The sequence below is a fragment of the Neorhizobium sp. 05N33 genome (genome assembly GCF_056397445.1).
Genome location: NZ_JBFTNK010000004.1, coordinates 148,895 through 175,160, shown reverse-complemented (window position 1 = coordinate 175,160; position 26,266 = coordinate 148,895). Strand labels below are relative to the sequence as shown.

At 62.0% G+C, this 26,266-nt stretch carries 26 protein-coding genes; 13 read left to right on the top strand and 13 right to left on the bottom strand.

Annotated elements, in window-relative coordinates:
- Positions 1-293 precede the first annotated feature (293 nt).
- From ytfQ to AC1DLT_RS13300, 5 genes are all read left to right on the top strand, one after another.
- Complete coding sequence (ytfQ, locus tag AC1DLT_RS13320; RefSeq protein ID WP_477487027.1) at positions 294-1,253, top strand: galactofuranose ABC transporter, galactofuranose-binding protein YtfQ; 960 nt, start codon at positions 294-296, stop codon at positions 1,251-1,253.
- A 107-nt stretch (positions 1,254-1,360) separates the two neighbouring features.
- Positions 1,361-2,887, top strand: coding sequence for a sugar ABC transporter ATP-binding protein (locus tag AC1DLT_RS13315; protein WP_477487026.1), 1,527 nt, complete (start codon positions 1,361-1,363; stop codon positions 2,885-2,887).
- The gene (locus tag AC1DLT_RS13310) at positions 2,884-3,933 is read left to right on the top strand and encodes an ABC transporter permease (RefSeq protein ID WP_477487025.1); all 1,050 of its coding nucleotides are present in this window, start codon (positions 2,884-2,886) and stop codon (positions 3,931-3,933) included. Before AC1DLT_RS13315 ends, AC1DLT_RS13310 begins: the two co-directional genes overlap by 4 nt.
- Complete coding sequence (gene yjfF, locus AC1DLT_RS13305) at positions 3,933-4,916, top strand: galactofuranose ABC transporter, permease protein YjfF (RefSeq protein ID WP_038593577.1); 984 nt, start codon at positions 3,933-3,935, stop codon at positions 4,914-4,916. Before AC1DLT_RS13310 ends, yjfF begins: the two co-directional genes overlap by 1 nt.
- Positions 4,917-5,660, top strand: coding sequence for a FadR/GntR family transcriptional regulator (locus AC1DLT_RS13300; protein WP_038543725.1), 744 nt, complete (start codon positions 4,917-4,919; stop codon positions 5,658-5,660).
- 6 nt (positions 5,661-5,666) lie between these two features.
- Here AC1DLT_RS13300 and AC1DLT_RS13295 read toward each other — a convergent pair whose 3' ends face one another.
- The 5 genes from AC1DLT_RS13295 to AC1DLT_RS13275 form a co-directional block, all read right to left on the bottom strand.
- The gene (locus AC1DLT_RS13295) at positions 5,667-6,815 is read right to left on the bottom strand and encodes a M20 family metallopeptidase (protein ID WP_477487024.1); all 1,149 of its coding nucleotides are present in this window, start codon (positions 6,813-6,815) and stop codon (positions 5,667-5,669) included.
- Between the two features lie 218 nt (positions 6,816-7,033).
- The gene (locus AC1DLT_RS13290; RefSeq protein WP_477487023.1) at positions 7,034-7,894 is read right to left on the bottom strand and encodes a shikimate dehydrogenase; all 861 of its coding nucleotides are present in this window, start codon (positions 7,892-7,894) and stop codon (positions 7,034-7,036) included.
- 61 nt (positions 7,895-7,955) lie between these two features.
- The gene (locus tag AC1DLT_RS13285; protein ID WP_477482811.1) at positions 7,956-8,969 is read right to left on the bottom strand and encodes a TRAP transporter substrate-binding protein; all 1,014 of its coding nucleotides are present in this window, start codon (positions 8,967-8,969) and stop codon (positions 7,956-7,958) included.
- 70 nt (positions 8,970-9,039) lie between these two features.
- The gene (locus tag AC1DLT_RS13280; protein WP_477487022.1) at positions 9,040-10,320 is read right to left on the bottom strand and encodes a TRAP transporter large permease; all 1,281 of its coding nucleotides are present in this window, start codon (positions 10,318-10,320) and stop codon (positions 9,040-9,042) included.
- A 10-nt stretch (positions 10,321-10,330) separates the two neighbouring features.
- On the bottom strand, positions 10,331-10,894 hold the full coding sequence (locus AC1DLT_RS13275; protein ID WP_038543736.1) for a TRAP transporter small permease: 564 nt from the start codon (positions 10,892-10,894) through the stop codon (positions 10,331-10,333).
- Between the two features lie 296 nt (positions 10,895-11,190).
- Between AC1DLT_RS13275 and AC1DLT_RS13270 the strand changes: the two genes are divergently transcribed.
- Entirely contained in the window at positions 11,191-11,829 is a 639-nt protein-coding gene (locus AC1DLT_RS13270) for a TetR/AcrR family transcriptional regulator (RefSeq protein ID WP_477482812.1), read from the top strand.
- Here the strand turns inward: AC1DLT_RS13270 and maiA are convergent.
- From maiA to hmgA, 3 genes are all read right to left on the bottom strand, one after another.
- Positions 11,810-12,454 carry a maleylacetoacetate isomerase gene (gene maiA / locus AC1DLT_RS13265; protein WP_477487021.1) on the bottom strand — a complete coding sequence of 215 codons (645 nt, stop codon included), beginning with the start codon at positions 12,452-12,454 and terminating at the stop codon, positions 11,810-11,812. The two genes, AC1DLT_RS13270 and maiA, sit on opposite strands and share 20 nt — an antisense overlap.
- Positions 12,451-13,470: a fumarylacetoacetate hydrolase family protein gene (locus AC1DLT_RS13260; protein WP_477482814.1), complete on the bottom strand. Its 1,020-nt coding sequence runs from the start codon at positions 13,468-13,470 to the stop codon at positions 12,451-12,453. Before AC1DLT_RS13260 ends, maiA begins: the two co-directional genes overlap by 4 nt.
- An 86-nt stretch (positions 13,471-13,556) precedes the next feature.
- Complete coding sequence (gene hmgA, locus AC1DLT_RS13255; protein WP_477487020.1) at positions 13,557-14,921, bottom strand: homogentisate 1,2-dioxygenase; 1,365 nt, start codon at positions 14,919-14,921, stop codon at positions 13,557-13,559.
- A 79-nt stretch (positions 14,922-15,000) separates the two neighbouring features.
- On the opposite strand from hmgA, the gene AC1DLT_RS13250 reads away from it, so the two are divergent.
- Positions 15,001-15,477 carry a MarR family winged helix-turn-helix transcriptional regulator gene (locus AC1DLT_RS13250; protein ID WP_477487019.1) on the top strand — a complete coding sequence of 159 codons (477 nt, stop codon included), beginning with the start codon at positions 15,001-15,003 and terminating at the stop codon, positions 15,475-15,477.
- Here AC1DLT_RS13250 and AC1DLT_RS13245 read toward each other — a convergent pair.
- Entirely contained in the window at positions 15,474-15,953 is a 480-nt protein-coding gene (locus tag AC1DLT_RS13245) for an Lrp/AsnC family transcriptional regulator (protein ID WP_477487240.1), read from the bottom strand. The two genes, AC1DLT_RS13250 and AC1DLT_RS13245, sit on opposite strands and share 4 nt — an antisense overlap.
- A 124-nt stretch (positions 15,954-16,077) precedes the next feature.
- On the opposite strand from AC1DLT_RS13245, the gene hppD reads away from it, so the two are divergent.
- Positions 16,078-17,193, top strand: coding sequence for a 4-hydroxyphenylpyruvate dioxygenase (gene hppD / locus AC1DLT_RS13240; protein WP_477487018.1), 1,116 nt, complete (start codon positions 16,078-16,080; stop codon positions 17,191-17,193).
- 72 nt (positions 17,194-17,265) lie between these two features.
- On the opposite strand, the gene AC1DLT_RS13235 is transcribed toward hppD, so the two are convergent.
- The 3 genes from AC1DLT_RS13235 to AC1DLT_RS13225 all read right to left on the bottom strand — a co-directional run bounded on the left by AC1DLT_RS13235 (position 17,266) and on the right by AC1DLT_RS13225 (position 20,450).
- Entirely contained in the window at positions 17,266-18,216 is a 951-nt protein-coding gene (locus AC1DLT_RS13235) for an isoaspartyl peptidase/L-asparaginase family protein (protein ID WP_477487017.1), read from the bottom strand.
- Positions 18,217-18,300: 84 nt separating this feature from the next.
- Positions 18,301-19,893 (bottom strand): ABC transporter substrate-binding protein, encoded by a 1,593-nt coding sequence (locus AC1DLT_RS13230; protein WP_477487016.1) that lies wholly within the window; start codon positions 19,891-19,893, stop codon positions 18,301-18,303.
- Positions 19,890-20,450: a MarR family winged helix-turn-helix transcriptional regulator gene (locus AC1DLT_RS13225; RefSeq protein WP_038543756.1), complete on the bottom strand. Its 561-nt coding sequence runs from the start codon at positions 20,448-20,450 to the stop codon at positions 19,890-19,892. Before AC1DLT_RS13225 ends, AC1DLT_RS13230 begins: the two co-directional genes overlap by 4 nt.
- Before the next feature lie 202 nt (positions 20,451-20,652).
- Between AC1DLT_RS13225 and AC1DLT_RS13220 the strand changes: the two genes are divergently transcribed.
- The 5 genes from AC1DLT_RS13220 to AC1DLT_RS13200 all read left to right on the top strand — a co-directional run bounded on the left by AC1DLT_RS13220 (position 20,653) and on the right by AC1DLT_RS13200 (position 25,893).
- A complete protein-coding gene (locus tag AC1DLT_RS13220) occupies positions 20,653-21,354 on the top strand; it encodes a creatininase family protein (RefSeq protein ID WP_477487015.1) in 702 nt (233 codons plus the stop codon).
- Between the two features lie 77 nt (positions 21,355-21,431).
- Positions 21,432-22,403 carry an ABC transporter permease gene (locus tag AC1DLT_RS13215; RefSeq protein ID WP_477487014.1) on the top strand — a complete coding sequence of 324 codons (972 nt, stop codon included), beginning with the start codon at positions 21,432-21,434 and terminating at the stop codon, positions 22,401-22,403.
- A complete protein-coding gene (locus AC1DLT_RS13210) occupies positions 22,403-23,278 on the top strand; it encodes an ABC transporter permease (RefSeq protein WP_477487013.1) in 876 nt (291 codons plus the stop codon). The genes AC1DLT_RS13215 and AC1DLT_RS13210 overlap by 1 nt, the downstream gene beginning before the upstream one ends.
- Positions 23,275-24,990 carry a dipeptide ABC transporter ATP-binding protein gene (locus tag AC1DLT_RS13205; protein ID WP_477487012.1) on the top strand — a complete coding sequence of 572 codons (1,716 nt, stop codon included), beginning with the start codon at positions 23,275-23,277 and terminating at the stop codon, positions 24,988-24,990. The genes AC1DLT_RS13210 and AC1DLT_RS13205 overlap by 4 nt, the downstream gene beginning before the upstream one ends.
- A gap of 18 nt (positions 24,991-25,008) precedes the next feature.
- Complete coding sequence (locus AC1DLT_RS13200) at positions 25,009-25,893, top strand: polysaccharide deacetylase family protein (RefSeq protein WP_477487011.1); 885 nt, start codon at positions 25,009-25,011, stop codon at positions 25,891-25,893.
- A 54-nt stretch (positions 25,894-25,947) separates the two neighbouring features.
- Here AC1DLT_RS13200 and AC1DLT_RS13195 read toward each other — a convergent pair whose 3' ends face one another.
- On the bottom strand, positions 25,948-26,265 hold the full coding sequence (locus AC1DLT_RS13195; RefSeq protein WP_477487010.1) for a hypothetical protein: 318 nt from the start codon (positions 26,263-26,265) through the stop codon (positions 25,948-25,950).
- Position 26,266 lies beyond the last annotated feature (1 nt).

Below are 26,266 nucleotides of genomic sequence, written 5' to 3'. Positions count from 1 at the left end.
CGTCTCCTGTCGCCATGCCACTCCTCCCATCAGAACCGTCTGGCCCGATGTAGTCATTAATACGACTATTGGATTGGCGGCGGGCTTGTCAAGGATAAGAAAAAGCGCTTTCGCCAATTCCGATATTTTTCAGAAACCCCATTTATCCTGCAGATTCAAACGATTGTTTCCCTCAAAGGTAGAGGGGACGTCGCTCTTTTCAAAATTCGTTCGAAAATAGCGCTTGAAAAAGTAATATTATATGCCAAACCTTGCAGCGTCAGTTCGCTTTCTCATCTCTGGGAGGATTTAAGATGAAAAGAGCTCTCGCGGCAGCTGCAGCCGCTCTCACCCTGTCTTTGGCATCCGGCGTTTCCGCCGCGTCTCTAACGATCGGTTTCTCGCAAATCGGTTCGGAGTCCGGCTGGCGTGCCGCCGAAACCACGGTCACCAAGCAGGAAGCCGAAAAACGCGGCGTCACCCTGAAATTCGCCGACGCCCAGCAGAAGCAGGAAAACCAGATCAAGGCGATCCGTGGCTTCATCGCCCAAAAGGTCGACGCGATCTTCATCGCACCGGTGGTCGCCACCGGCTGGGATGCGGTTCTCAAGGAAGCCAAGGAAGAGAAAATCCCGGTCATCCTGCTCGACCGCGACATCGAATCGCCGAAGGATCTCTATCTGACCGCCGTCACGTCCGACCAGGTGTTCGAAGGCAAGGTCGCCGGCGATTGGCTGGTCAAGGAAATCGGTTCCAAGAACTGCAAGGTCGTGGAACTTCAGGGCACGACCGGCTCTTCGCCCGCCATCAACCGCAAGAAGGGTTTTGAACAGGCGATCGCCGGACATTCCAACATCAAGATCGCCCGCTCGCAGACCGGCGACTTCACCCGCACCAAGGGCAAGGAAGTCATGGAAAGCTTCATCAAGGCCGAGGGCGGCGGCAAGGATATCTGCGCGGTCTATGCCCATAACGACGACATGGCGGTCGGCGCCATCCAGGCGATCAAGGAAGCCGGCTTGAAGCCCGGTTCCGACATCAAGGTCGTCTCGATCGACGCCGTGCCGGACATCTTCCAGGCGATGGCCAAGGGCGAAGCCAATGCCACGGTCGAGCTGACCCCGAACATGGCCGGCCCCGCCTTCGAAGCCCTCAATGCCTATCTCAAGGACAAGAAGGYTCCGCCGAAGTGGATTCAGACGGAATCGAAACTCTATACCGCCAAGGATGACCCGATGAAGGTCTACGAAGCCAAGAAGGGCCTCGGTTACTGACCTCCCGCCGCCCGGCTCTACCCTTACCCCTTAGAGCCGGGCGACTGCAGCAACCGGAGCGGTGCACCTCGCCGCTCCGGTTCTTCGATAGATGCGGGACTTTAGGCATGTCGGATACGAATTCACTTTTGGAAGCCCGGGGCATCGGCAAGGCCTTCCTCGGCATCACGGCGCTCGAGGGCGTGGATTTCACCCTCGAACGCGGCGAGATTCATGCTCTCCTCGGCGAAAACGGCGCCGGTAAATCGACGTTGATCAAGATCCTGACCGGGGTCTATAGCCGCGATCACGGCACCATGCGCCTCGATGGCGCCGAGGTGACCCCGTCGAGCGTCGCGGAAGCACAAGGCCTCGGTATCGGCACCGTTTATCAGGAGGTCAACCTCCTCGAAAACCTGACGGTCGCGGAGAACCTTTTCCTGGGCCGCCAGCCACGCCGGTTCGGTCTGATCGACCGCCGCGAAATGCGCCGCCGGTCGAAGGCGCTTCTGGAGCGTTACGGCCTCGACATCGATGTCGACGCCCTGCTCTCGTCCTATTCCGTAGCAATCCGCCAGCTGGTCGCCATCGCCCGCGCCGTCGACCTGTCCGGCAAGGTTCTGGTGCTCGATGAGCCGACCGCCAGCCTCGATGGCCACGAAGTGGAGATGCTGTTTACCGTCCTTCGCCGGCTGCGCGAGGAAGGCCTCGGCATCATCATCATCACCCATTTTCTCAATCAGGTTTATGCGGTCGCCGACCGTGTCACGGTCTTGCGCAACGGCCGGCTCGTCGGCACCCGTAAGCTCCACGAATTGCCGCGGCTGGAGCTGATCTCGATGATGCTCGGCCGCGAGTTGCAGCACATCACCCGCGAACATCAGGCGCAGGAAGAAACCGTCGCCTCGACGGCCGAAGCGCCGATCCGCTTCTCGGGCTACGGCAAGCGCGGCAGCGTCGCACCTTTCGATCTGGACATCCGACCCGGCGAAGTGGTCGGCGTCGCGGGCCTGCTCGGCTCCGGCCGCACCGAGACCGCCTTCCTGCTTTTCGGCATCGACCGTGCCGACAGCGGCACCGCGACCGTCGACAACCAGCAGGTCGCCCTCTCCTCCCCGGAAGCGGCGATTGCCAGCGGCTTCGGCTTCTGCCCGGAAGAACGCAAGACCGACGGCATTATCGGCGATTTTTCGGTTGCCGATAACATCGCGCTCGCCGTCCAGGCCCGGCAGGGCTGGGCAAAGCCGATCTCCTCGCGGGAAAAGGCAGCGCTCGCGGAAAACTTCATCAAGTCGCTGGATATCCGGCCAGCCGACCCCAACAGGCAGATGAAATTCCTCTCCGGCGGCAATCAGCAGAAGGCGATTCTCGCCCGCTGGCTGGCGACCGAACCCCGTCTGCTGATATTAGACGAACCGACGCGCGGCATCGATATCGGCGCGCATGCGGAAATCCTGAAAATGATCGAAAAACTCTGCGCCGACGGCATGTCGCTGGTGGTCATCTCCTCGGAACTGGAGGAACTGACCGCCATCGCCCATCGCGTCATCGTGCTGTCCGACCGCAAGCATATTGCCGAACTCAGGGGCGATCGGGTGACCGCCGACAACATTATGCAGGCGATCGCAGCGCCGGCCCACACGGAGGCCGCATGATGGACCGCTTCACCCGCCGGCTGAAACGGCTGGCACCCCAGATCGTCGCGCTTGCAGTCATCCTTGCCCTTATCACGGCAGTCGCGCCCGGCTTCCTCAACGTTTCGTTCCAGAACGGCCGGCTCTACGGCAGTTTGATCGATATCCTGGTGCGCGCCGCCCCCGTCGCGCTGCTGACGATCGGCATGACGCTGGTTATCGCCACTCGCGGCATCGATCTCTCGATCGGTGCGGTGATCGCCATCTGCGGTGCAGTCGCCGCGACGCTGATCGCACACGATTATCCGCTGCCGGTCGTGATCCTGATCTCGCTCGGCGTCGGCCTCGCCTGCGGCCTCTGGAACGGCGTGCTGGTCGCCCTGCTCGACATCCAGCCGATCATCGCCACGCTGATCCTGATGGTCGCCGGCCGCGGCATCGCCCAGCTGATCACCGAAGGCGTCATCCTCACCTTCAACAATGACAGCTTTGCAGCGCTCGGTTCCGGTTCGCTGGGCGGCATTCCGATCCCGATCCTTATCTGGGTCTGCGCCGCTCTGATCATCGGCCTGCTGGTCCGCCGCTCGGCGCTCGGCTTCCTGATCGAGGCAACCGGCATCAACCGCCGCGCTGCGACCCTTGCCGGCGTGCGCGCCCGCTTCCTGCTGTTCTTCGTCTATGCGATCTCCGGCCTCTGCGCCGCCATCGCCGGCCTGATCGTCACCGCCGATATCCGCGGCGCAGATGCCAACAATGCCGGCCTCTGGCTTGAACTCGACGCCATCCTCGCTGTCGTCATCGGCGGCACCTCGCTGAACGGCGGACGTTTCTCGATCACCGCATCGCTGATCGGCGCGCTAATCATCCAGTCGATCAACACCGGCATCCTCGTTTCCGGCTTCCCGCCCGAATTCAACCTGATCATCAAGGCCGGCATCATCATGATCGTTCTGACCCTGCAGTCGCCGGCGATCATGGCGCTGCTCGGCTTCGTCAAGGCTCCACGGCGCCGCGCCGAAACTGCATCCCGCGAGACATCCCACAAGGCGGAGGGAACGGTCCGGTGATCCACACCCGCAACCTGCCCTTCGTCACCACGCTCGGCATCTTCGTCATCGCCTATGCCCTCTGCGTTCTGCAGTTCCCGAACATGCTGTCGACACGGGTGATCGGCAACCTTTTGACCGACAACGCCTTTCTCGGCATCGCCGCGGTCGGCATGACCTTCGTCATCCTGTCGGGTGGTATCGATCTGTCGATCGGCTCGGTGATCGCCTTTACCAGCGTCTTCGTCGCCGTCCTGGTCGGCTCGCTCGGTGTCCACCCGCTCGTCGCCTTCGCTGCAGTGCTGGTCGTCTCGACATTGTTCGGTAGTCTGATGGGCGCCATGATCCGCTATCTGGGCATACCGCCCTTCGTGGTGACGCTTGCCGGCATGTTCCTGGCCCGAGGCGCTGCCTACCTGATCTCGACGGAATCCGTGCCGATCAGCCACGAGATGATCGACGCGATCCAGGGCTTCTATTTCCGCTTCCCGGGTGGCGGCAGGCTGACCGCGCTTGCCCTGCTGATGCTGCTGGTATTCATCGTCGGAGCTTTCATCGCCGGCCGCACCCGCTTCGGCGCCAATGTCTATGCCATCGGCGGCAGCCAGCAATCAGCCGAGCTGATGGGGGTTCCGGTCGGCTCCACGACGGTCGGCATCTATGCGCTGTCCGGCTTCCTCTCGGGCCTCGCCGGCATCGCCTACACGCTCTACACTTCGTCCGGTTATTCGCTGGCGACGGTCGGCGTCGAGCTCGATGCGATCGCAGCCGTCGTCATCGGCGGCACGCTGCTCACCGGCGGCGTCGGCCTGGTCGCGGGAACTTTCATCGGCATTTTGATCCAGGGGTTGATCCAGACCTACATCGTCTTCGACGGCACGCTGTCGTCCTGGTGGACGAAAATCGTCATCGGCATCCTGCTCTTCGTCTTCATTGTATTGCAGCGCGGAATCATCTGGTATTCAAACCGGCGACTAGCCGAGAGCCGGCTGAAGGAGATCTGAGTGGGACTTCTGGAAACGACGATCAGTGGGCGAAAGCGCCGCAGCAACCACGCGCATGTGGTGGCGGAGCTCGGCCGGGGGATCGTTTCCGGCAAGATCCCGGAAGGTTCCCTGCTGCCTGGCGATACCGAGCTTTCCGCCCGTTTCGGCGTCTCCCGCACGGTGTTGCGCGAATCCATGAAGACGCTCTCGGCCAAGAGACTGGTCGAAGCCAAGGCCAAGGTCGGCACCCGCGTGCTCGACAAGGCCAGCTGGAACTTCTTCGATTCGGACGTGCTCGGCTGGCGCTTCGAATCCGGGCTGGATTACGAATTCATCGAGCATCTGGCGGAAATGCGCATGGCGTTGGAACCGGCAGCAGCGGCAGCGGCCGCGTTACGCGCCTCCAGCGATGATATCGTTGCGCTCTACGCGATCGCCGCGAAATTCGACGACCTGTCCCACACGCCGGAAACCATCGCCAAGGTGGACCTGGAATTCCACCTTGCTATCGCCCGGATGTCGGGCAATCCGTTCATGCGCTCGGCAAGCGCGCTGATCGAGGCGGCGCTTGCCATCTCCTTCCAGCTCTCCTCGCCCGCCGCCTCGCCGGAAAAGATCGATGAGGTCGCCACCAACCACCTGCGGATCGCCCATGCGGTCGCCTCGCGTGATCCTGACAGGGCGATCTCCGCCATGCGGCACGTCATCGAGGTCGGCAAGGTCCGCATCGCCAACTCGTTCGAAGTGACCTTGCCGGCCTGAGATAGGTTATCTCGCTTCGAGCGAGATCATCAGGTTGGCGAGCAGGGCGGTGCGCGGCGCAACGCTGCTGACGAAGATATGCTCGTTGAACGTATGGGCGCCGGCACCGTCTGCACCGAGCCCGTCGAGCGTCGGCACGCCGAGCGCTGCGGTGAAATTGCCGTCCGAGCCGCCGCCCGTCGCCATTCCTTCGAGCTTGATGCCGAGGCCGTCGGCGATCTCGGCGGCAACATCGAAAAGGCGCCTGCTTTCATCCGACTGCGCGAAGGGCGGACGGTTCATCTGGCCATCGATTTCGAAGGAGATATCCGGATCGACAGGCTTCATCGCCTCGATCTTGCCGGTGATCTCGCTAGCGATCGCATCGTCGGGAACACGAACGTCAACCTGCAGACGGCATTCCGCCGGCACCGTGTTGCGGCCTGTTCCACCCGCTATCGTCCCGACCGTGACGGTGACGCCGCGTTCGGTATCGTTGAGCGCCTCAAGCTCCAGAACCAGCCGGGCTGCGGCGCGAATGGCACTGCGGCCATCCTGCGGCCTCGTTCCGGCGTGCGAGGCATGCCCCCGCACGGTGACATCGTACATGGCGACCCCTTTGCGGGCGACGACGATCTTGCCGCCGTCGCGGGCGGGCTCGACCACCAGCGTGTAACCGGCGCTTTTCGCCGCCTCTTCCATGAACGCGCGCGACGACAGGCTTCCCATCTCTTCGTCGGGCACGAAGATCAGGTCGATCGGCATCTTGCTGCCATGCCTGACGGCAAGCTTCATCGCCTCGAGCGCCATCAGCGCTCCGGATTTCATGTCGTAGATGCCGGGGCCGTAAAGCTTGTCGCCTTCCTGCCGCAGCGGAAGCTGGTTGTTGATCACCCCGACCGCATGCACGGTGTCGAGATGCGCCAGGACCAGGACGGTCTTCTCGTTGCTGCCGGCCGGACGTGGCGTGCGGACCGCGAGGATATCGCCGAAACCGAGCGTGCCCGGCAGCCGCTCCGTCTCCAGACCAGCCGCCTTGCCGATTGCCTCGACCCGATCCGCCAATACATTGACCGCAACCGCTTCGAGCGTCGGTGTCTCGATCTCGACCCACTGCTTCAACTCGTCGGTAAGAGCCTTGTCGTCGATGTCTTTGGCGAAAATGGCATGCGTCATGAGAAATTACCTTGGGCGTTCTTCGGCAGGCGGAGGTGATGCCGCAGAAGGTGCGGCCCGGCCACTATAGTCGGCCAAGCCAGGATCGCCAGACCCGCTGCCGGGATAACCGGCAAAAATCGCAGGCGCCTAAAAAGAGGCACCTCGATCCCAAATCCGGGACCGAACGGCGTATTGTCGTGCGCAACTATGTGACGAGCAGGCTTCGAGGATTTCCCTTAGGCCGTCAGCGCCTTGAAATGCTGGAGCATGCGGGCCGCATCCGGCTCCCGGCCGGTGAACAACTGAAAAGCGCCGACCGCCTGGAATACGGCCATGCCGCCGCCGTTCAGCACCTGGCAGCCCCGCTCTCTGGCCGCTTTCAAAAGCTCGGTCTCAAGCGGGAAATAGACAATCTCCGCGACCCAGTGATGCGGCTGGAGAAGCTCCGGCGGCAGCGGCACACCTGGATATTTGGCCATTCCAGTCGGCGTCGCATGGATGATGCCCGAGACGTCCTGCATCGCCGAAGCAATATCCGGTGACGCCGTTATGGATGCCTCCGGAAAAAGAACCGACATCGTTTGCACAAGCTGCTCCGCCCGATCGGGCTCGCGGTCGAACACCGTGAGCGCCGTGAGGCCAAGCGACAGGATCGCATAAGCCGTCGCAACGCCCGCGCCCCCGGCGCCGATCTGAACCGCCGCACTCAGATCGGCGCCCGGCAGGCCGCGCCGGAAACTTTCCGCAAATCCCCACCAGTCGGTATTGTGGCCAAAACGCTTGCCGTCCTTCAGCACCACCGTGTTGACGGCGCCGAGCGCCCGCGCCTCGTCGGAGAGTTCGTCGAGATAGGGAATGACCACCTGCTTGCAGGGATGGGTGATGTTCAGACCAATCAGCCCGCGCGCTTCCGCATCGTCCAGGAGATCAGGCAGGCTGCTGGGCGTCAGGCCGAGCAGATTGAGATCGATCAGCTCATACTCGTAGCGGAAGCCTTGAGCTGCACCTTCCTTCATATGCATGGCCGGCGTCAGCGAGGCCTGGATGCCGGCGCCGATCAGCCCGGCCTTCAAGGGTTTCAGCAATGTCTCGGCCATGGGTGTAGCGCCTCATTGGATGGAAAAGCCGGTCCGCCTGAAAGACGGACCGGCAGGCATGTTACTTCTTGCGGGCGGCGTCCAGTTCCTTGAAGAGCAGCGACACGGTATCGGCACCCACGTCGGCGCTGAACTTGTCGATCAGCGGCTTCACGGCATCGCGGATCTTCTGGGTTTCAGCGGCATTGAGCTCGGTGACCTGCATGCCGGTCTTCTTGATCTCGTCGAGCGCTTTGGCATCCGCTTCGCGGGAAACCTTGCGTTGGAAATCGCGTGCTTCCGTCGCAGCCGACTGCAGAATGCCCTTCTCCTCATCGTTGAGGCCGTCCCAGAACTTCTTGCTGATCAGCACGATCTGCGGATTGTACTGATGACGGGTGACGGTCAGGTACTTCTGCACTTCGTAGAACTTGGCGTTGATGATGTTGGCGAACGGATTTTCCTGCCCATCGACCGTGCCGGTCTCAAGCGCGGTATAGAGTTCCGTATAGGGAAGCGGCACGGCATTGGCGCCGAGGCTGTTGAACAGCTCGATCGGGATCGGCGACTGCAGCGTGCGGATCTTCAGGCCCTTGATGTCTTCGAGCTTGGTGACCGGGCGGCGGTTGTTGGTGAGGTTGCGGAAGCCGAGCTCCCAATAGGCGAGACCGACGAGGCCTGTCGCCGGCAGCTTGTCGGAAAGGCTCTTGCCGAAGGCACCATCCATCACCTTGTCGGCTTCCTCGCCGCTGTTGAACAGGAACGGCAGGTCGACCGCACCGAACGCCTTGACGTTGCTCGACAGGATGCCCGCGTTCAGCACCAGCATCTCGACCACGCCGCCCTGCAGGGCGGAGACGGTCTGCACGTCGCCGCCGAGCACGCCGCCCGGAAACAACTTGATCTCGATCTTGCCGCCGCTCTTCGCCTTGACGATCTCGGCGAATTTTTCCATGCCGGTGACCTGCGGATGGCCCTTGTTGTTGGCCGCCGCAAACTTCAGCGTATGCGCACGGACTTCGGCAGACGCCGTGCCGGCAAACAGCATCACCGGCAGGGCGATCCCGAGCGCCAGTTTCATCATCTTGTTGAACATGCTTTCCTCCCACTGGATGGCCGGGTCCCCCACGGCCGGTTGATATGCACTTGGCAGAAACTCCCCGGCCTCAATGCCCGAACCAGGCGACCGGCACGGTCACCAGTTGCGGGAAGAGGACGAGAAGGAAGAGAACGATCAGCTCGGCGATCATGAAGGGCATCACGCCCTTCATTAGGTCTTCCATCGACAGCTTGGAGACCCCGCAGATGACGTTGAGGACGGTGCCGACCGGCGGCGTGATCAGGCCGATCGAGTTGTTGATGATGAACAGCACGCCGAAATAGACCGGGTCGATACCGGCCTGCTTGATGATCGGCATCAGCACCGGCGTCATCACCAGAATGGTCGGCGTCATGTCCATGGCGGTGCCGACGACGACGATCAGCACCATGATGGCAAGCAGCAGCAGCGTTTGGTTGTCCATCAGCGGTTCGATGAGCTTGACGAGATCGCCGGGCACGTCGGCAACCGTGATCAGCCAGGCGGAGACCGCCGCGCATGCGACCAAGAACATCACCACCGCGGTGATCTTCGCTGCCGCCACGAGGACGTTGAAGAGTTCGGATGGCGCCAGTTCGCGATAGACGACCATCGATACGAACAGCGAATAGACGGCAGCCACGACGCCCGCTTCGGTCGGCGTGAACACACCGAACTTCAGGCCGACGATGATGATGACAGGCAGCATCAGCGCCCAGATGCTGTCGACGAAGGCCTTCATTCGGAGTTCGCGACTCTGGCGCTTCGGCAGTTCGAACTGCTCCTTGCGGGCGACGATCAGCCAGGCGATGCAGAGTGCCACCGCGATCAGCAGCCCCGGAACGATACCGGCGAGGAAGAGCTTGGTGATCGAGACGCCGCCGACGACGCCGTAGAGGATGAAACCGATCGACGGCGGAATGATCGGCCCGATAACCGAAGCCGATGCCAGAAGACCGCCGGTCCGTGCCGGGTCATGGCCCGATTTGATCATCATCGGATAGAGAAGCGCACCGAGCGCCGCAGCGTCGGCGACAGCCGAACCGGATAGGCTCGACAGGACGCAGGCGGCGAAGATCGCCACGAAGCCGAGACCGCCGCGCACATGGCCGACGAGCGCCATGGCGAGATTGACGATACGCTTCGACAGGCCGCCGGTATTCATCACCTCGCCGGCCAGCAGGAAGAAGGGAACCGCCATCAGCGGAAAGCTGTCGGCGCCGTTCAGCACGTTCTGGGCGACGATCTGGGCGTCGAAAATGTCCATGTACATCATCAGCGCAACGCCGCTGAGGATGAGCGCGAAGGCGATCGGCACGCCGAGCGCCATGGGGCCGAGAAGGGCGCCGAGGAAAATGGTGAGCGTCATCGGCCTCTCCTCAGGCCTTGGTGATGCCGGCGGCGACCGCGGCTTCCGGATGATTGTCGAGGGCCACTTCCTCCTCGCTGTCGCGCACCAGTTGGGCGGTTGCGATATCGATCCGGCCGGTGGCCACCTGGAAGGCATCCCAGAGAATGATGAGGAAGGTCGGAACCCCGAACGCGAGGCCGGCGCCGTAGAACCAGCCCATCGAAATGCCGGTCGCCGGCATGGTCGCTGGCAGGTTGATCAGCGTCTGCGTCCAGCTTCCGCTGATCATCAGCCAGGTGGCGACGAGCATCAGCCCCTGCCCCATCAACACTGCAATCCTGGCACCTGTCGGCGGTAACCGCTTCAGAAGCGAATCGACGCCGAGATGGCCATGTTCGCGCATCGCGACAACCCCACCGAGGAAGGTAAGCCAGATGAAGAAGACCCGCGACAGCTCTTCTGAGATGGTGATGCCCTGGTTGAAGGCATAACGCAGCACGACATTGCCGAAGACCAGCACCACCATGCCTGCCAGAAGCAGGGCTATGACGACCTTCAGCACAAGGAATAAGAAATCGATGATCCGTGTCATTTCCAGTCCTCCCCAGGCTCCGTCATCGGATAGCGACGGTAGCGACTGCAAATACAGTCACCCGTCCAATCCGTTTGACAAGATAGCCTCCGCCGGGACCGCCTCCTCAGGGATCGATCGGCAGAACAATAAAATGTACGAACTAGTGAGTATGTCAAGCGCGATCTATTGAAAGCGAAGCGCAAGCCCGTTATGACTTTGGAAAAAATGCGGAAATTCGATGTGAACGATCGAGCGTCCGCAATGCCCGCTTCTCTAAGCACGGGCGGTACGCAACGGCAAAGGCGGCTTTGAGGATGGCGGCGAAACGCGAAAACGGCAGGAAAAACGATCCACAGCGCACCCAGGAAAACATCCTGGACGTCGCGACGGAGGAGTTTGCGACTCATGGGCTTGCCGGCGGCCGCGTCGATGCGATCGCGGAGAAGACCCGCACCTCGAAGCGGATGATCTATTATTATTTCGGCAGCAAGGAAGGGCTTTACCTTGCCGTCCTCGAACGCGCCTACCGCAAGATCCGCACGCTCGAAGAGGACCTGCAGCTTTCCAACCTGCCGCCGGAACAGGCGCTGCGCGTGCTGATCTCGACCACGTTCGACCATGACGAAGCCAACCCGGATTTCGTCCGGCTGGTCAGCATCGAGAACATCCACCACGCCGCCCACATGCTGCGCTCGGACGCGATCCGCGACCTGAACGTCTCGGTCATCGAGACGATTGCCGCGATCCTGGCACGCGGCGTCGCCGCCGGCGTATTCGCCCGCACGGCCGACCCGATCGACATTCACATGCTGATCAGCGCCTTCTGCTTCTTCCGCGTCTCCAACCGCTACACATTCGGCACCATCTTCCGCCGAGACCTTTCGGAGCCAGCGACCATGGAGCGCCACAAGGGCATGATCGCCGACGCGGTGATCAGTTACCTGAAGGCTTAGCCTGGTCCGGATGGGCTTTCGCAAAGGGCTTCAATTCGACGCAGCGATCAGCGATCGCGACGAGCCTGGGGCAGGCAGAGAGATCGACGCCCCATCGCCGCGCGTTGTAGACCTGCGGCACGAGGCAGATATCCGCCATGCTCGGCCGGTCGCCGTGACAGAACGCGCCGGTCGAAGGTGAATCGAGCAATACCTCGAACGCCGCAAGCCCCTCGCCGATGAACTTCTGCATCCAGGCCGTCCGAGCTTCATCGCCACCGCCGGTGATCGACATGACGTGGGCGCCGACATGCGAATTGCAGACGGGGTGGATGTCCATGGCGATAACGTAGGAGAGCGCCCTCACCCGCTGTCGGCCGACGGAATCGCCCGGCAGGAAGGCGCCGCCGCGTGTTTCGTCGAGATATTCGATCACCGCCAGCGACTGGGTGAATGTATGCCCGTCGATCTCCAGAACCGGCACCAGCCCCTGCGGATTGCGGGCGAGATGCTTCTCGGCTCGGTGCTCCTTGGCGATGATATCAACCGGGACGGTTCGGAATGTTTCGGCGACCATATTGAGGGCGATCCTCAGCCGATAGCTCGCCGAGGACCGCCAGTAATCGTAGAGAACGGTATCGCTCATCCCGCCTTCTCGTATTTCGTCACGGTCTGCTCGATCGCACCGAAGATCGAATGACCCTTGTCGTCCTTCATCTCGATCCGCACCGTATCCCCGAAATGCAGGAACGGCGTCTTTGGAACGCCGAGATTGATCGTTTCGATGGTGCGGATCTCGGCGATGCAGGAATAACCGGCGCCGCCATCGGCGACCGGCCTGCCGGGTCCGCCATCGAGCTTGTTGGAGACCGTGCCCGAACCGATGATCGTGCCGGCCACCAGCGGGCGTGTCTTCGCCGCATGGACGATCAGCTGCGGGAAATCGAACGTCATATCGACGCCGGCATTGGCCCGGCCGAACGGCTTGCCATTCAGGTCGACCTTGAGCGGCAGCGAAAGCTTGCTGCCATCCCAGGCGGAACCCAGCTCGTCCGGAGAGACCGCGACCGGCGAGAAGGCGGAGGACGGTTTCGACTGGAAGAAGCCGAAACCCTTGGCGAGTTCGGAAGGGATGAGCCCGCGCAGAGACACGTCGTTGACGAGGAGCACGAGACGGATCGCCTCCCGCGCTTCATCCAGGGAAGCCCCCATCGGCACGTCGCCGACGATCACCGCGATCTCGCCTTCCATATCGGCGCCCCAGGCCTCGTCGCCGAGTGGGATCGGATCGCGCGGCCCGAGAAAGCTGTCGGACCCGCCCTGGTAGATCAGCGGATCGGTCCAGAAGTTCTCCGGCATGTCGGCATTGCGCGCCCGGCGTACCAACTCGACGTGATTGACGTAAGCCGATCCGTCCGCCCATTGATAGGCGCGCGGCAGCGGCGATGCCGCATCATGTTCGTGGAAACGGATGGTCGGCTGCGCACCGGTCTCGATACCGTCTGCCACCCGTTCGAGCCGCGGACCGACATACGCCCAGTCGTCGAGCGCCGCCTGGAGGGTCCGGGCGATATGACCGACCTCCGAGCACTGGGTGAGGTCTTTCGAGACGACGACCAGACGGCCGTCGCGGGTGGAATCCTTCAGTGTCGCGAGCTTCATGAATGAGTGTTTCCCGTTTTATCGTTGGTATTGCCCACAGAATGTGTGGAGATCGCGCCAGAAGGCAACCGTAATGTAACGCCGCCTCACTTGATCCCCGGCGTACCGTCGAACTTTCGCTCGAGCCCCGACCAGCAATCCACATAATTGTCCTGCAGCGTCTCCAGTTCGGCGGCGAATTTGGTGAGCTGCTGCGGGAAACGGGTCTCGAACATGAAGGCCATGGTGTTCTCGAGCTTCACGGGTTTCAGCTCGCCGTTCGAGGCCTTTTCGAAGCCGGTGAAATCCGGTCCGTGCGGCAGCATCATGTTGTGCAGGCTCATCCCGCCCGGCACGAAACCCTCCTCCTTGGCGTCATAACGGCCGTAGATCAGGCCCATGAACTCGCTCATGATGTTGCGATGGTACCAGGGCGGCCGGAACGTATGCTCGGCCACCAGCCAGCGCGGCGGGAAGATCACGAAATCGACATTGGCGGTTCCCTCCTCTCCCGAGGGAGCGGTGAGAACCGTGAAGATCGACGGATCGGGATGGTCGAAGAGAATCGCGCCAACCGGCGAAAAGGTGCGTAGGTCGTATTTGTAGGGTGCATAATTGCCGTGCCAGGCCACCACGTCGAGCGGCGAATGGCTGATCTCGGTGACATGGAAGGAGCCACACCATTTTACATGCACCCGGCAGGGCGTTTCCTTGTCCTCGTAGGCCGCCACCGGCGTCTTGAAATCGCGCGGATTGGCAAGGCAGTTGGCGCCGATCGGCCCGCGATCCGGCAGGGTGAACTTGGCGCCGTAATTCTCGCAGATATACCCGCGCCAGACCTTTTCCTCGCCGAGCCGGGTCACCTTGAACATGGTTCCGCGCGGGATGATGCAGATCTCCGAAGGCTCCAGATCCATCTTGCCGAGTTCGGTGAAGACGCGGATCGAGCCCGTCTCCGGCACGATCATCATTTCTCCGTCGGCATTGAAGAAATAATCGTCCACCATGTCTGTGTTGAAGACATAGACATGCGCCGCCATGCCTGACTGGGAGAGCGCATCGCCCGCCGTCGTCATCGTGCGGATGCCTTCGAGGAAATTCAGCTCCTCCGTCGGCGCCGGCACAGGGCTCCAGCGAAGCTGGCCGAGCGCCAGCGAATGTTCCGCGATGTGAGGTGCCGTCTTCCACAACGGATAGTCGATCTTCCTGAACCGGCCGGTATGGCGCACGCTCGGGCGGATGCGATAGAGCCAGGAACGCTCGTTGGTGCCGCGCGGCGCGGTGAAAGGCGAACCGGAGAGCTGTTCCGCGTAAAGCCCGTAATTGCATTTTTGCGGGCTGTTCTGCCCCTGCGGCAGGGCACCGGGCAGGCTCTCGGTTTCGAAATCGTTGCCGAAGCCGGGCATATAGGCGAGCGTTTCGACATTCGCCCCGGTGAATTGCGTGGCGTTCGGATCGATCTTGTCCAGCATGGCTTGTTTCCTCCCATGATGACGATATGGTTGCAAACGTAACCATTATTTTTGTAACCATCAACGCCCGATCAACGTCATGACGACTGATAGTTTCGCCCTCGAACAGTTTCTCCCCTACAGGCTCAACCGCGCCGCCGAATTCGTCGGCCTGCGCTTCGCCGCGCATTACAAGGCGAAATACGGCCTGACCCGGCCGGAATGGCGAACGCTTGCAGCGCTCGGGAGTTCCGGACGGATGACCTCGAAAGCCGTCGGCGCGCATTCCTCCATGCACAAAACCAAGGTCAGCCGCGCCGTCTTCGCGCTCGAACAACGCCGCTGGCTGAAGCGCAGTCAGGACGATGCAGACCGGCGGGTCGAGCATCTGGAACTGACCGCCGCCGGGCAGCAAGCCTATCGGGAGCTGATCGAGCTCGCCCGCCGCTATCAGACCGAACTGGAGGCGGAATTCGGCGAGAGCGGCATCGAGGCTTTGTCGACCGGCCTTGCCGCAATCGAGCAGGTCATCCGCCGCTCGGGCAGGGTAAAGCCGCCGGAGCTACGCGAACTTTAAGCCTTGGCGGTTTTTTGAATCGGAATCCCACCAAAATCCTTCAACACGCTGAGAACGATCGATGTTTTGACATGCTGCACGCTCTCGTGCGGCAACAATATGTCGTTGACGAAATGGGAGAGGCCCGCCAGATCGCGGGTCACCACCTTCAGGTGATAATCCATCTCGCCGGTCAGCGAGAAACATTCGAGCACTTCCGGCAGGTCCTCGACGAGGCGCGCGAACCGCTTGGCATTGTCGCGGTTATGGGTGGCGAGCGTCACCGCGATCACCACCATGAGGTCAAGGCCGAGCTTCTGGCGGTTGAGATGCGCCCGATAGGTCTGGATGAACCCCTCGCCCTCGAGCCGCGCCCGGCGGCGCGAACATTGTGACGGCGACAGCGCGACGAGTTCCGACAATTCGTTATTGGTCAGCCGCCCATCGGTCTGCAGATGGCTCAGGATCTTCAGGTCATATCCGTCCAGCGCGTCCATCATGCATCCAATCCATAAATCTCGCACACTTCATGCACAAATCGAGCAGAACACCGCCAAGATTGCAAGCACAATGCGTCCGTCCTGCATCATCATGATGATCGAATGACAGGAGGAGTTTGCCATGGGTCCTTTCCCGCACGACGCACCGGTTTCTGAGATTACCGAAGATAACCCGGCCGGCACCGACGGTTTCGAATTCGTCGAATTCGCCCATCCGGAGCCGCAGAAGCTGGAAGAGCTTTTCACCCGCATGGGCTACAGACCGGTGGCGAGGCACAGGACGAAGAACGTCACCGTCTGGCGCCAGGGCGACATCAATTACGTCGTCAATGCCGAGCCGGGCAGCCATGCCATGCGCTTCGTCGACGAGCACGGCCCCTGCGCACCGGCGATGGCCTGGCGCGTCGTCGATGCCAAACACGCCTTCGACCACGCGGTCGCCAAGGGTGCGACGCCTTATGAGGGCAAGGACAAGACGCTCGACGTGCCGGCCATCGTCGGCATCGGCGGTTCGCTTCTCTATTTCACCGAGACCTACGGTGAAAAGGGTTCGGCCTATGACGCTGAATTCGAATGGATCGGCGAAAAGAACCCCAGGCCCGAAGGCGTCGGTTTCTATTACCTCGACCACCTGACCCACAACGTCTATCGCGGCAACATGGACAAGTGGTGGGACTTCTACCGCGAGCTCTTCAATTTCAAGCAGATCCACTTTTTCAACATCGACGGCCGCATCACCGGCCTGGTGAGCCGGGCGATCACCTCGCCCTGCGGCAAGATCCGCATCCCGCTGAACGAGTCGAAGGACGAGACCAGCCAGATCGAGGAATTCCTCAAGAAATACAAAGGCGAAGGCATCCAGCACATCGCGGTCGGCACCGACGGCATCTACGAAGCGACCGACAAGCTCGCCGACAATGGGCTGAAATTCATGCCCGGCCCGCCGGACACCTATTATGAAAAGTCCGGCACCCGCGTGCACGACCACGACGAGCCGATCGACCGCATGAAGAAACACGGCATCCTGATCGACGGCGAAGGCGTGGTCGATGGCGGCACGACCAAGATCCTGCTGCAGATCTTCTCGAAAACGGTGATCGGCCCGATCTTCTTCGAATTCATCCAGCGCAAGGGCGACGAAGGATTTGGAGAAGGCAATTTCCGCGCTTTGTTCGAATCCATCGAAGAAGACCAGATCCGCCGCGGCGTCCTGAAGCCGCAGCAAGCCGCCGAATAAAAGAGCGGCTCCGGAGGGCGCGAGGCCCGGCGGTCATTCCGCCGGGCTTTTCGTGCCGGAAGCCCTGCCGGTTCAAGGATTGATCGGAAAAACCTCGCCATGGGTGGCGACGTGGAATTCGCCTTCCGGCGTCACCCAGCCGCGGAACATGCCGTCCGTGTTGTAAGGCGCGGTGATCGAGCCGTCGGCGGCGACCGCCACGAGCCCGGCCCCGATATCGTGCTGCTTCAGGTCTTCCTGGATGACTTTTGCGGCGGCCTTTTCAAGGCTCTCGCCGAGATAGGAGACGCGGGCCGCCACTTCATGGCCGACGGCATAACGCATGAAATATTCGCCCTTGCCGGTGCCGGAAACGGCGCAGGCCCCGTCCCGTGCATAGGTTCCTGCGCCGATGATTGGGGTGTCGCCGATCCGGCCTTCCGGCTTGTTGTTGTAGCCGCCGGTCGAGGTCGCCGCCGCCAGATGCCCGGCTCCGTCAAGCGCCACTGCACCGACCGTGCCGTGCTTTTCAGACTCGCTGGCTTTCGCCGCTGTACCCGCAGCGGCATGCGCCTTCATCGCCGCCAGCGCCTTGACGCGGCGCTCGGTGGTGAAATAGTCCGGCTCGACCATATCGAGCCCCGCCGCGCGGGCGAAATCGTCGGCCGATTCGCCGCCGAGCAGGATCGCATCGCCGTTTTCCATGATCTTGCGGGCCGCCTTGATCGGATTGCGGATACGCCGGGCCAGCGTCACGGCACCGGCATCGAGCGTGCGCCCATCCATGATCGAAGCGTCGAGCTCATGTTTGCCGTTGGTGTTGAGGGCCGCGCCATAACCGGCGTTAAAATGCGGCGAATCCTCCATGACCACCACGGCCGCTTGCACCGCGTCGAGCGCCGCACCGCCGGCCGCCAGGATTTCCCAGCCGGCTTTCAGCGCCCGTCCGAGATCGACGCGGGCCGCCGCCCACTCCTCGTCGCTCAGATCGAGCTTCGCCATGACGCCGCAGCCGCCGTGGATCGCCAGCGCAATCTTTCCCATCGGTCCTTCTCCCATCCGAACTTGGTGTCTTCAGAAAAGCGGCCGGGCGAGATGCCCGGCCGGTAGATCGCAGGCTGGGATGGCTTATTTCGCCGGGCGGATGTTCATGGCCAGCGTGTCCTCGTCGGAACGGGGAACGATGGTGATGCCCTTCTTCATGCCCCAGGCCGAGACGGTCGAGGCAATCGCTAGATAAGGCCGGTCGGTCGAGACCAGTGCATTGGCATCCATGAGGAGCTTTTCACGCTTCTTGGTGTCCATCTCGACGGCGGCGTCTTCGATCAGCTTGTCCATCGTCTTGTTGGCATAACCGCGTAGGTTGAAGGCGCCGAGCTTTGTATTCGGGTCGTTGCTGTGGGCGAGCGACGACAGCGTGTAGTTCGACTCGCCGGTCAGCGTGCCCCAGCCCGACATCGCCATCGAATAGTCGCCGCGCGTATTGGCCGGGAAAAACACCGCACCCGGCTGAGAGTTCGCTTCCACCTGGATGCCGACCGCGGTCAGCATCTGGGCGATCGTCGTGCCCACATCCTTGTCGCCCGGCAAGCGGTCGTTGGTGAATGAGAAGGTCACCTTGAAACCGTTCGGATAACCCGCTTCGGCCAGCAGCTTCTTGGCCTTTGCCGGATCGGCCTTGGTGGATTTGACGGCCGGGTTCCAGCCGAAGATGTTCGGCGTCACGAGTTGGGACTGGACGGTGCCCATGCCCTCCATGGCGATCTCGGTGATCGTTTCGCGGTCGATCGCCAGATCGAAAGCTTCGCGCACCTTGGGATCGAGGAAGGGGTTCTTCGGCAGTGGCGAGCCATCCTTGGCGCTCACCTGCGGCGGCTTCTCACGGAAATCGAAGGCGATATTGAAGAGGTAGACGCTGTTCTGGCGCACGACTGTGAGCTTGGAATCTTTCTCCAGCGTCGGGACGTCCGAGGCAGGGATGCGCGAGATCAGATCGACCTGGCCGGCTTTCAGCTGCGCAACGCGGGCCGCATCGTTCGGGATCTCCTTGCGGGTGACCTTGTCCCAGGGTTCCTTCTCGCCCCAGTAGCCGTCGAACTTCTGCAGCACGAGCTGTTCTTTCGGCGTCCAGGAGACGAACTTGTAGGGGCCGGTCCCAATCGCCGCCTTGCCGGAATTGAAGCCTTCCGAAGCCTTGTCGGCGTTGGCGGAAAAATCCTTGGCAGCCGTGTGCGACACGATGAACAGGCGGATGAAATCGTTCGGCAAGTTCGGCGCGGGGCCGTCTGTCTTGATCCGGATCGTCAGCGGATCGACGATCTCGATGCCCCGCACGCGGCGGACATAGATGGTGGTCGGGTTCGGGCCGGTAACGGCCGGAATACGCTCGATCGAGAACTTCACGTCTTCGGCCGTGAAATCGGAACCGTCATGGAATTTGACGCCCGGGCGAAGCTTGAACTCCCAGGTCGTGCTGTCGACGGCCGTCCAGCTGGTTGCAAGGCCCGGCTCGAGTTCGAGGTTGTTGCCGGATTTCACCAGCGAGTCGTAGATATGCTTGACCGCTTCGGCATGGGTGCCGGCCGCAGTGAAATGCGGGTCGACCGACAATGGGCCGGCGCGCACACCGATCGTCAGGTCGGCGGCAAGTGCCGCACCCGAAACGCTGCCGAGCAATACGGCGGCGAGAGCCGCCGTGCGGAATGTCTTCAAAATCGTCATTGTTCGTTCTCCTCTATATTTATCATTGGGGGCCAGTTGGGTGAGTCCACGACGACTTTCGCCAGCAGTTCGGAGAGCATCAGCTTTTCGGCCGGGGTCAGCCCCGACAGCATGACCTTTTCGCGCTCCACCATCGGCTGCATGGTTTCGTCGACAATGCGCTTTCCTTCGTCGGTGATGTAAAGGACGAAGCTTCGAAGATCCGCCGCATCGACCTCGCGCCGGATGATGTTCTTGTCGACCAGCTTCTGGATCGCCCGGCTCATCGTATTCTTGGGGAAACCGGAGGAGCTGCTGATGGCGCTTGCGGTCAGTCCGTCGGAAAGGCCGAGCGAATAGAGAACAACGAATTCCGGCCGGGCGAGCCCGTACTCTTTTTCGATCCAGCGATAGATCGGCTCGTTGAACAGCAGCGCCAGGAAATTGATGCGGAAGGAAAGCCAGCAGGGGTTCTGCCATAGCTTCACGGACACCAGATCATCGACGCCGTGATTGCCGGCGGCCGCCTTGCCGCCCTGCTTGAGGAGCGCATCGAAGGATGAGATTTCCAATTGCAACGCCGTCAGCTCCCGCAGAAATCCTACCTGGATTTTGTTCCGTATGGAACTTGACGATAGCTTATTTGGCTGTCAATCTCTTTTTTTAGTTCCGTATGGAACTTTGCACTTGATCGGCGCAGCGCCTGTCAAGGCACATTTTTTGTGCGCAAGCGTGAGATCCTGGTCAATTTTTGCGCAGTAGGGATGCAGGTGGAAATTTATGAAGATCGCCGACATGAACTGGATGCAGGTGGAGGAACGGACGGTCGAGGATGACCGCTGCGTGCTTCCGATCGGCAGCGTCGAGCAGCACGCCTATCTCAGCCTCGCGACGGACATGATCCTTGCCGAAAAGATCTCCCTCGACGCGGCCGAGCCGCTCGGCATCCCGGTTTTCCCTGTCGTGCCCTATGGCCTTGCCTCGTCGTTTGCGACCTTTCCCGGCACGCTGACGCTGACGCTCTCCACCTATATCGGCGTGATCCGCGATCTGATGGACAGCATCCACCGTTCCGGCTTCCGCCGCATCCTGATCGTCAATGGCCATGGCGGCAATACCCCAGTGACAGCCGTCATCTCCGAATGGTTGAATGCGCATCCTGATGCCTCTGTGAAATTCCATGACTGGTGGCGGGCGCCCAAAACCTGGGCGAAGGTGCAGGAAACCGATCCCGCCGCCTCGCACGCCTCCTGGATGGAAAACTTCCCCTGGACCCGCACCACCGACCAGCGTCAGCCGACCAACGCCAAACCGAAGGTGGATTTCGCCGGCCTCGCCCGCGTCGACGCGGCCCGCAAGCGCGCACTCCTCGGCGACGGCAACTATCACGGCCTCTACCAGCGTCCCGACGAGGACATGCTGGCGATCTGGGACGTGGCCGTCGCGGAAACCCGCGAACTTCTCGAAAACGACTGGCACTGACGGCGAGGCATCCTTCAGGGCGCCTCACCCTACGAAACCCGCAGAAGACGGGACTGGGGACAAGAACAGGGGAATACATGTTAGGTTTCGTCTTGCAACGCCTGTGGCAGGCGGCGATCGTGGTCATCGCGATGTCGGCGCTGGTCTTCTGCGGCGTCTATGCCGTCGGCAATCCCATCGACGTGCTGATCTCTCCGGATGCGACGCAGGATATTCGCGCCGCGGTGATCGCCCAATACGGACTGGACCAGCCGCTCTGGCGTCAATATTTCGCCTTTCTCGGCAGGCTGATCGAAGGCGATTTCGGCCGCTCGCTCGTCTACAGCATGCCGGTCAGCCAGCTCATCCTCACCCGCCTGCCGGCGACGCTGGAACTGACGCTGGCAGCCGTTCTATTTGCCAGCCTCGTCGGCATCCCGATCGGCATGTATGCTGGCTACCGGCCGCATAGCCTGATTTCCCGTGCCATCATGGCGATCTCGATCCTCGGCTTCTCGGTGCCGACTTTCTGGTTCGGCCTGATGCTGATCATGGTGTTTGCCGTGCAATGCGGCTGCATGCCGGCCGGCGGACGCGGCGAGACGGTGAACCTGTTCGGCGTCGATTTCAGCTTCCTCACCGGCGACGGGCTTTCGCATCTCGTGCTGCCGGCACTGAACCTGGCGCTCTTCAAGTTCTCCTTGATGATCCGGCTTGCCCGCGCCGGCACCCGCGAACTGATGCAGAGCGACACGGTGAAATTTGCCCGCGCCGCCGGCCTGTCCGAATTCACGGTGCTGAGCCGGCATGTACTGCGGCTGATCTCCATTCCGCTCGTCACCGTCTTCGGCCTGGAGCTCGGCTCGACGCTCGCCTTTGCGGTCGTCACCGAAACCATCTTTTCCTGGCCCGGCCTCGGCAAGCTGATCATCGACAGCATCACCTCGCTCGACCGGCCGGTCATGGTCGCCTACCTGATGCTCGTCGCCTTCCTGTTCATCGTCATCAACCTGATCGTCGATCTCACCTACGCGCTGCTCGATCCGCGCCTGCGAAAGGGCCGTGCCTGATGCGCGATACTCTGCTTGGCCGTTTCCTCGAGGAATTCTTCCGCAACAAGGTCGCGACAGGTGCGGCGGTCGTCGTCCTCCTGATCGTCCTGACCGCGATCATCGCGCCGCTAGTCACCCCGCAGGACCCGTATGACCTGACCAGCCTGGTGCTGCGCGATGCCCGGCGTGCGCCGGGTTATGTCGGCACCGGCGGCTACACCCATTGGCTCGGCACGGATTCGCAAGGCCGCGACCTCCTGTCGGCGATCATCTACGGCCTGCGCATCTCGCTGCAGATGGGCGTGATTGCCGGCGGTATCGCCTTCGTCATCGGCGCGGTGGTCGGCTGCTCGGCGGCCTATATCGGCGGCCGGTTCGAAAGTCTGGTGATGCGCATCGTCGACCTGCAGCTGTCCTTCCCGGCAATCCTGCTCGCCTTCGTGATCGCAGCCCTTCTCGGACAAGGGCGTTACCAGCTGATCATGGCACTGATCTTCGCGCAGTATGCCTATTTCGCCCGCACCGCTCATGGCGCGGCGTCAGCCGAACGGCAGAAGGATTATGTCGAGGCCGCGCTCTCCATACCGCTGTCGCCCTGGCGCGTCGTGGTCAAGCACATCCTGCCGAACTCGCTGCCACCGCTGATCGTCGTTGCAACGGTGCAGGTGGCGAGCGCTATTTCGCTCGAAGCCACCCTCTCCTTCCTGGGCGTCGGTCTGCCGCCGACCGAACCGTCGCTCGGCATGCTGATCGCCAACGGGTTCCAGTACCTACTCTCCGGCCGCTACTGGATCTCGATCTATCCCGGCGTGGCGCTGATCCTGTTCATCGTTTCGCTCAACCTCGTCGGCGACCAGATCCGCGACCAGCTCAACCCGAGGCTCCGCCGATGACCGAAACGACGAGTGCTCCGCTTCTCGAAGTCACCAACCTCAGGACCTGGTTTCCGAGCGGCCGCGGTGAAATCAAGGCGGTCGACGGCGTCTCGTTCTCGCTGACGCCGGGCGAAGTCCTCGGGCTCGTCGGTGAATCCGGTTCCGGCAAGTCGATCACCRGCTTCTCGATCATCGGCCTGATCGACGAACCCGGCCGCATCGTCGAGGGTTCGATCAAGCTCGAAGGCCGCGAGCTGATCGGCCTGCCCGCCCATGAACTGCGCGCCATCCGCGGCAAGACCATTTCGATGGTCTTCCAGGACCCGATGATGACCTTGAACCCTGTCCTGAGCATCGGCACCCAGATCAGGTTGGCGCTCGAAGCTCATGAAAAAATCAGCGCATCGGACGCACGTGAGCGAGCGATCAAGGCGCTCGCCCAGGTCCGCATCAGCGAGCCGGAACGCAAGGTGGATTTCTTCCCGCATCAGTTTTCCGGCGGCATGCGCCAGCGCGTGGCGATCGCCATCGCCCTGCTGCACCGGCCGAAACTGATTATCTGCGACGAACCGACGACGGCGCTCGACGTGTCGATCCAGGCGGAAATCCTTACCGAGATGAAGGAACTGGTAGCCGAACTCGGCACCGCGCTGATCTGGATCAGCCATGATCTCGCGATCGTCTCGTCGATCGCCGACCGCGTCGCGGTGATGAGGTTCGGTAATATCGTCGAAATCGGCCCGGCGCTCGGCGTGCTCACCCGCCCGCAGCACGACTACACCAAGGCGCTGCTCGACGCGCTGCCGTCGCGCGCCAAGCCCGGCCAGTTGCTGCTGCGCGGCAGCGGCATCGCGGATGCGGCCCCGCCGCCGCGCAAGTCGGCGACGTTGAACCTGCCGCCGCTCGGCAGCCCCTATCTCGTCATCGACAACGCGATGAAGCGCTTTGAGAAGCCGGCGGGCCTGTTCAGGAACCTGGCGATCAAGTCCGGCATTTCCCAGCCGATGCCGGTCGTCCAGGCGGTCGACGGCGTGTCGATCACGCTGAAGCGTGGCGAAGTGCTCGGCCTTGTCGGAGAATCCGGCTCCGGAAAATCGACGCTCGGCCGCATGGCGGCAGGCATCACGGTCCCAACCTCAGGCACGATCCGCCTTAACGGCAAGCCCGTGATGAGCGACGGCCGCAATGCGCGAAAAATTACCACCCGCATCCAGACGATCTTCCAGGACCCGTTCGCCTCGCTCAACGGCCGCATGCGGATCGGCGATATCATCGCCGAGGGTCCGCTCGCCCACAAGCTGGTGACCCGAGCCGAAGCCCCCGTCTATGTCAAGGAATGGCTGGCGGCAGTCGGGCTTGATCCCACCTTCGCCAACCGTTTCCCGCACCAGTTCTCCGGCGGTCAGCGCCAGCGTATCGCGATTGCTCGCGCGCTCGCCATGCAGCCGGATGTGATTGTCTGCGATGAGCCGGTCGCCTCGCTCGACGTCTCGATCCAGGCGCAGATCATCAACCTGTTGATCCGCCTGCGCGCCGAACTGGACCTGTCGCTGATCTTCATCAGCCACGACCTGTCCGTCGTCCGCCACCTCTGCGACCGTGTCGCGATCATGTATCGCGGCAGAATAGTCGAGGAAGGCGTGGCGTCGACGATCTACGCAGATCCGCAGCACGATTACACCAAGCGGCTACTCGCAGCCGTGCCGGTCCTGCCGGAAGCTGCCGAATAACAAAAGGGAGAATGGGACATGGAACCCTGGGAATGGGATGAGGCCACCTGGCGCGGCAAGGTCAACAAGGTGCGCGCCGGCCGCTCGCTGAAGCCGAAAGCCTGGAAAGATGGCGCGCGCTGCGCAGTCGCCCTTTCCTTCGACAGCGACCACGAGACCAACGAGCTTCGCGACGGCGGTGAATCGATCGGCCGCATGTCGCAGGGGCAATACGGCAACCGCATGGGCGTGCCGCGCATCCTCGAGACGCTGAAGAATGCCGGAGTTCCGGCGACCTTCTTCGTGCCGGCCGTCGCGGCCCTCCTCTATCCCGACGAACAGCGGCGCGTCATCGCCGAGGGCCACGAGATCGGCCTGCACGGCTGGATTCACGAGGTGAACACCAAGGTGCCCGCCGACAAGGAACGGGAACTGCATTTCCGCGCTGCCGATACGCTCGAAAAGATCACCGGCATCCGCCCGGTCGGCATGCGCACGCCCTCCTGGGACTTTTCCTATGAGACGCTGAAGATCGAGCGCGAGCTCGGGCTGATCTACGATTCCTCGCTGATGGCCGACGACGATCCTTACGAACTGGTCGAGGACGGTGAGCCGACCGGCATGGTCGAACTGCCGGTCGAATGGATCCGCGATGACGCCGTCTATTTCAACATGAACCGCTTTACCGCGCTCCGCCCCTACACCCCGCCGACCGCCGTGCTCGATATCTTCAAGCGCGAATTCGACCGCGCCTATATCGAAGGCGGACTGTTCCTTTTGACCATGCACCCGCACGTGTCCGGTTACCGCTCGCGCATCTTTGTACTGGAAGAGCTGATCAGGCACATCCAGGGCCACGAGGGCGTCTGGTTCGCCACCCATGCGGATATCGCCCGTTTCGCGAAGGAGAATGGTGGTGCGTGATGCGTCCCGGAAGGTACATCCAGATCGACGGGTTCCAGTGGGTCCGCTGACCCCTTAGTTCCGGTCGACGAGGATTTTCATGATCGCCACCCGCTCGGGCAGTTCGACCAGATAATGCGGATCGCGATCGAGATGATGCACCTTGTTCGGATCGCCGCCGGTGAACGTCGCCATGGATTGAAAGTCCGGCCAGTAGGAGGTCGTCACGAACTCCGTTTCGTCGCCGAGGTCCTCTCGGAAGAGCTGGACCGCAAGCGCGGTCTTGAGGAGTGGCGGAATGCCCGTTTCGAGTAGATAGGCCTCATATTCGTCGGCTATCGCGGCACGGGTACGCCCCCGCCAGATCCTCGCAATCGTCGCCTTTGTGCTCATG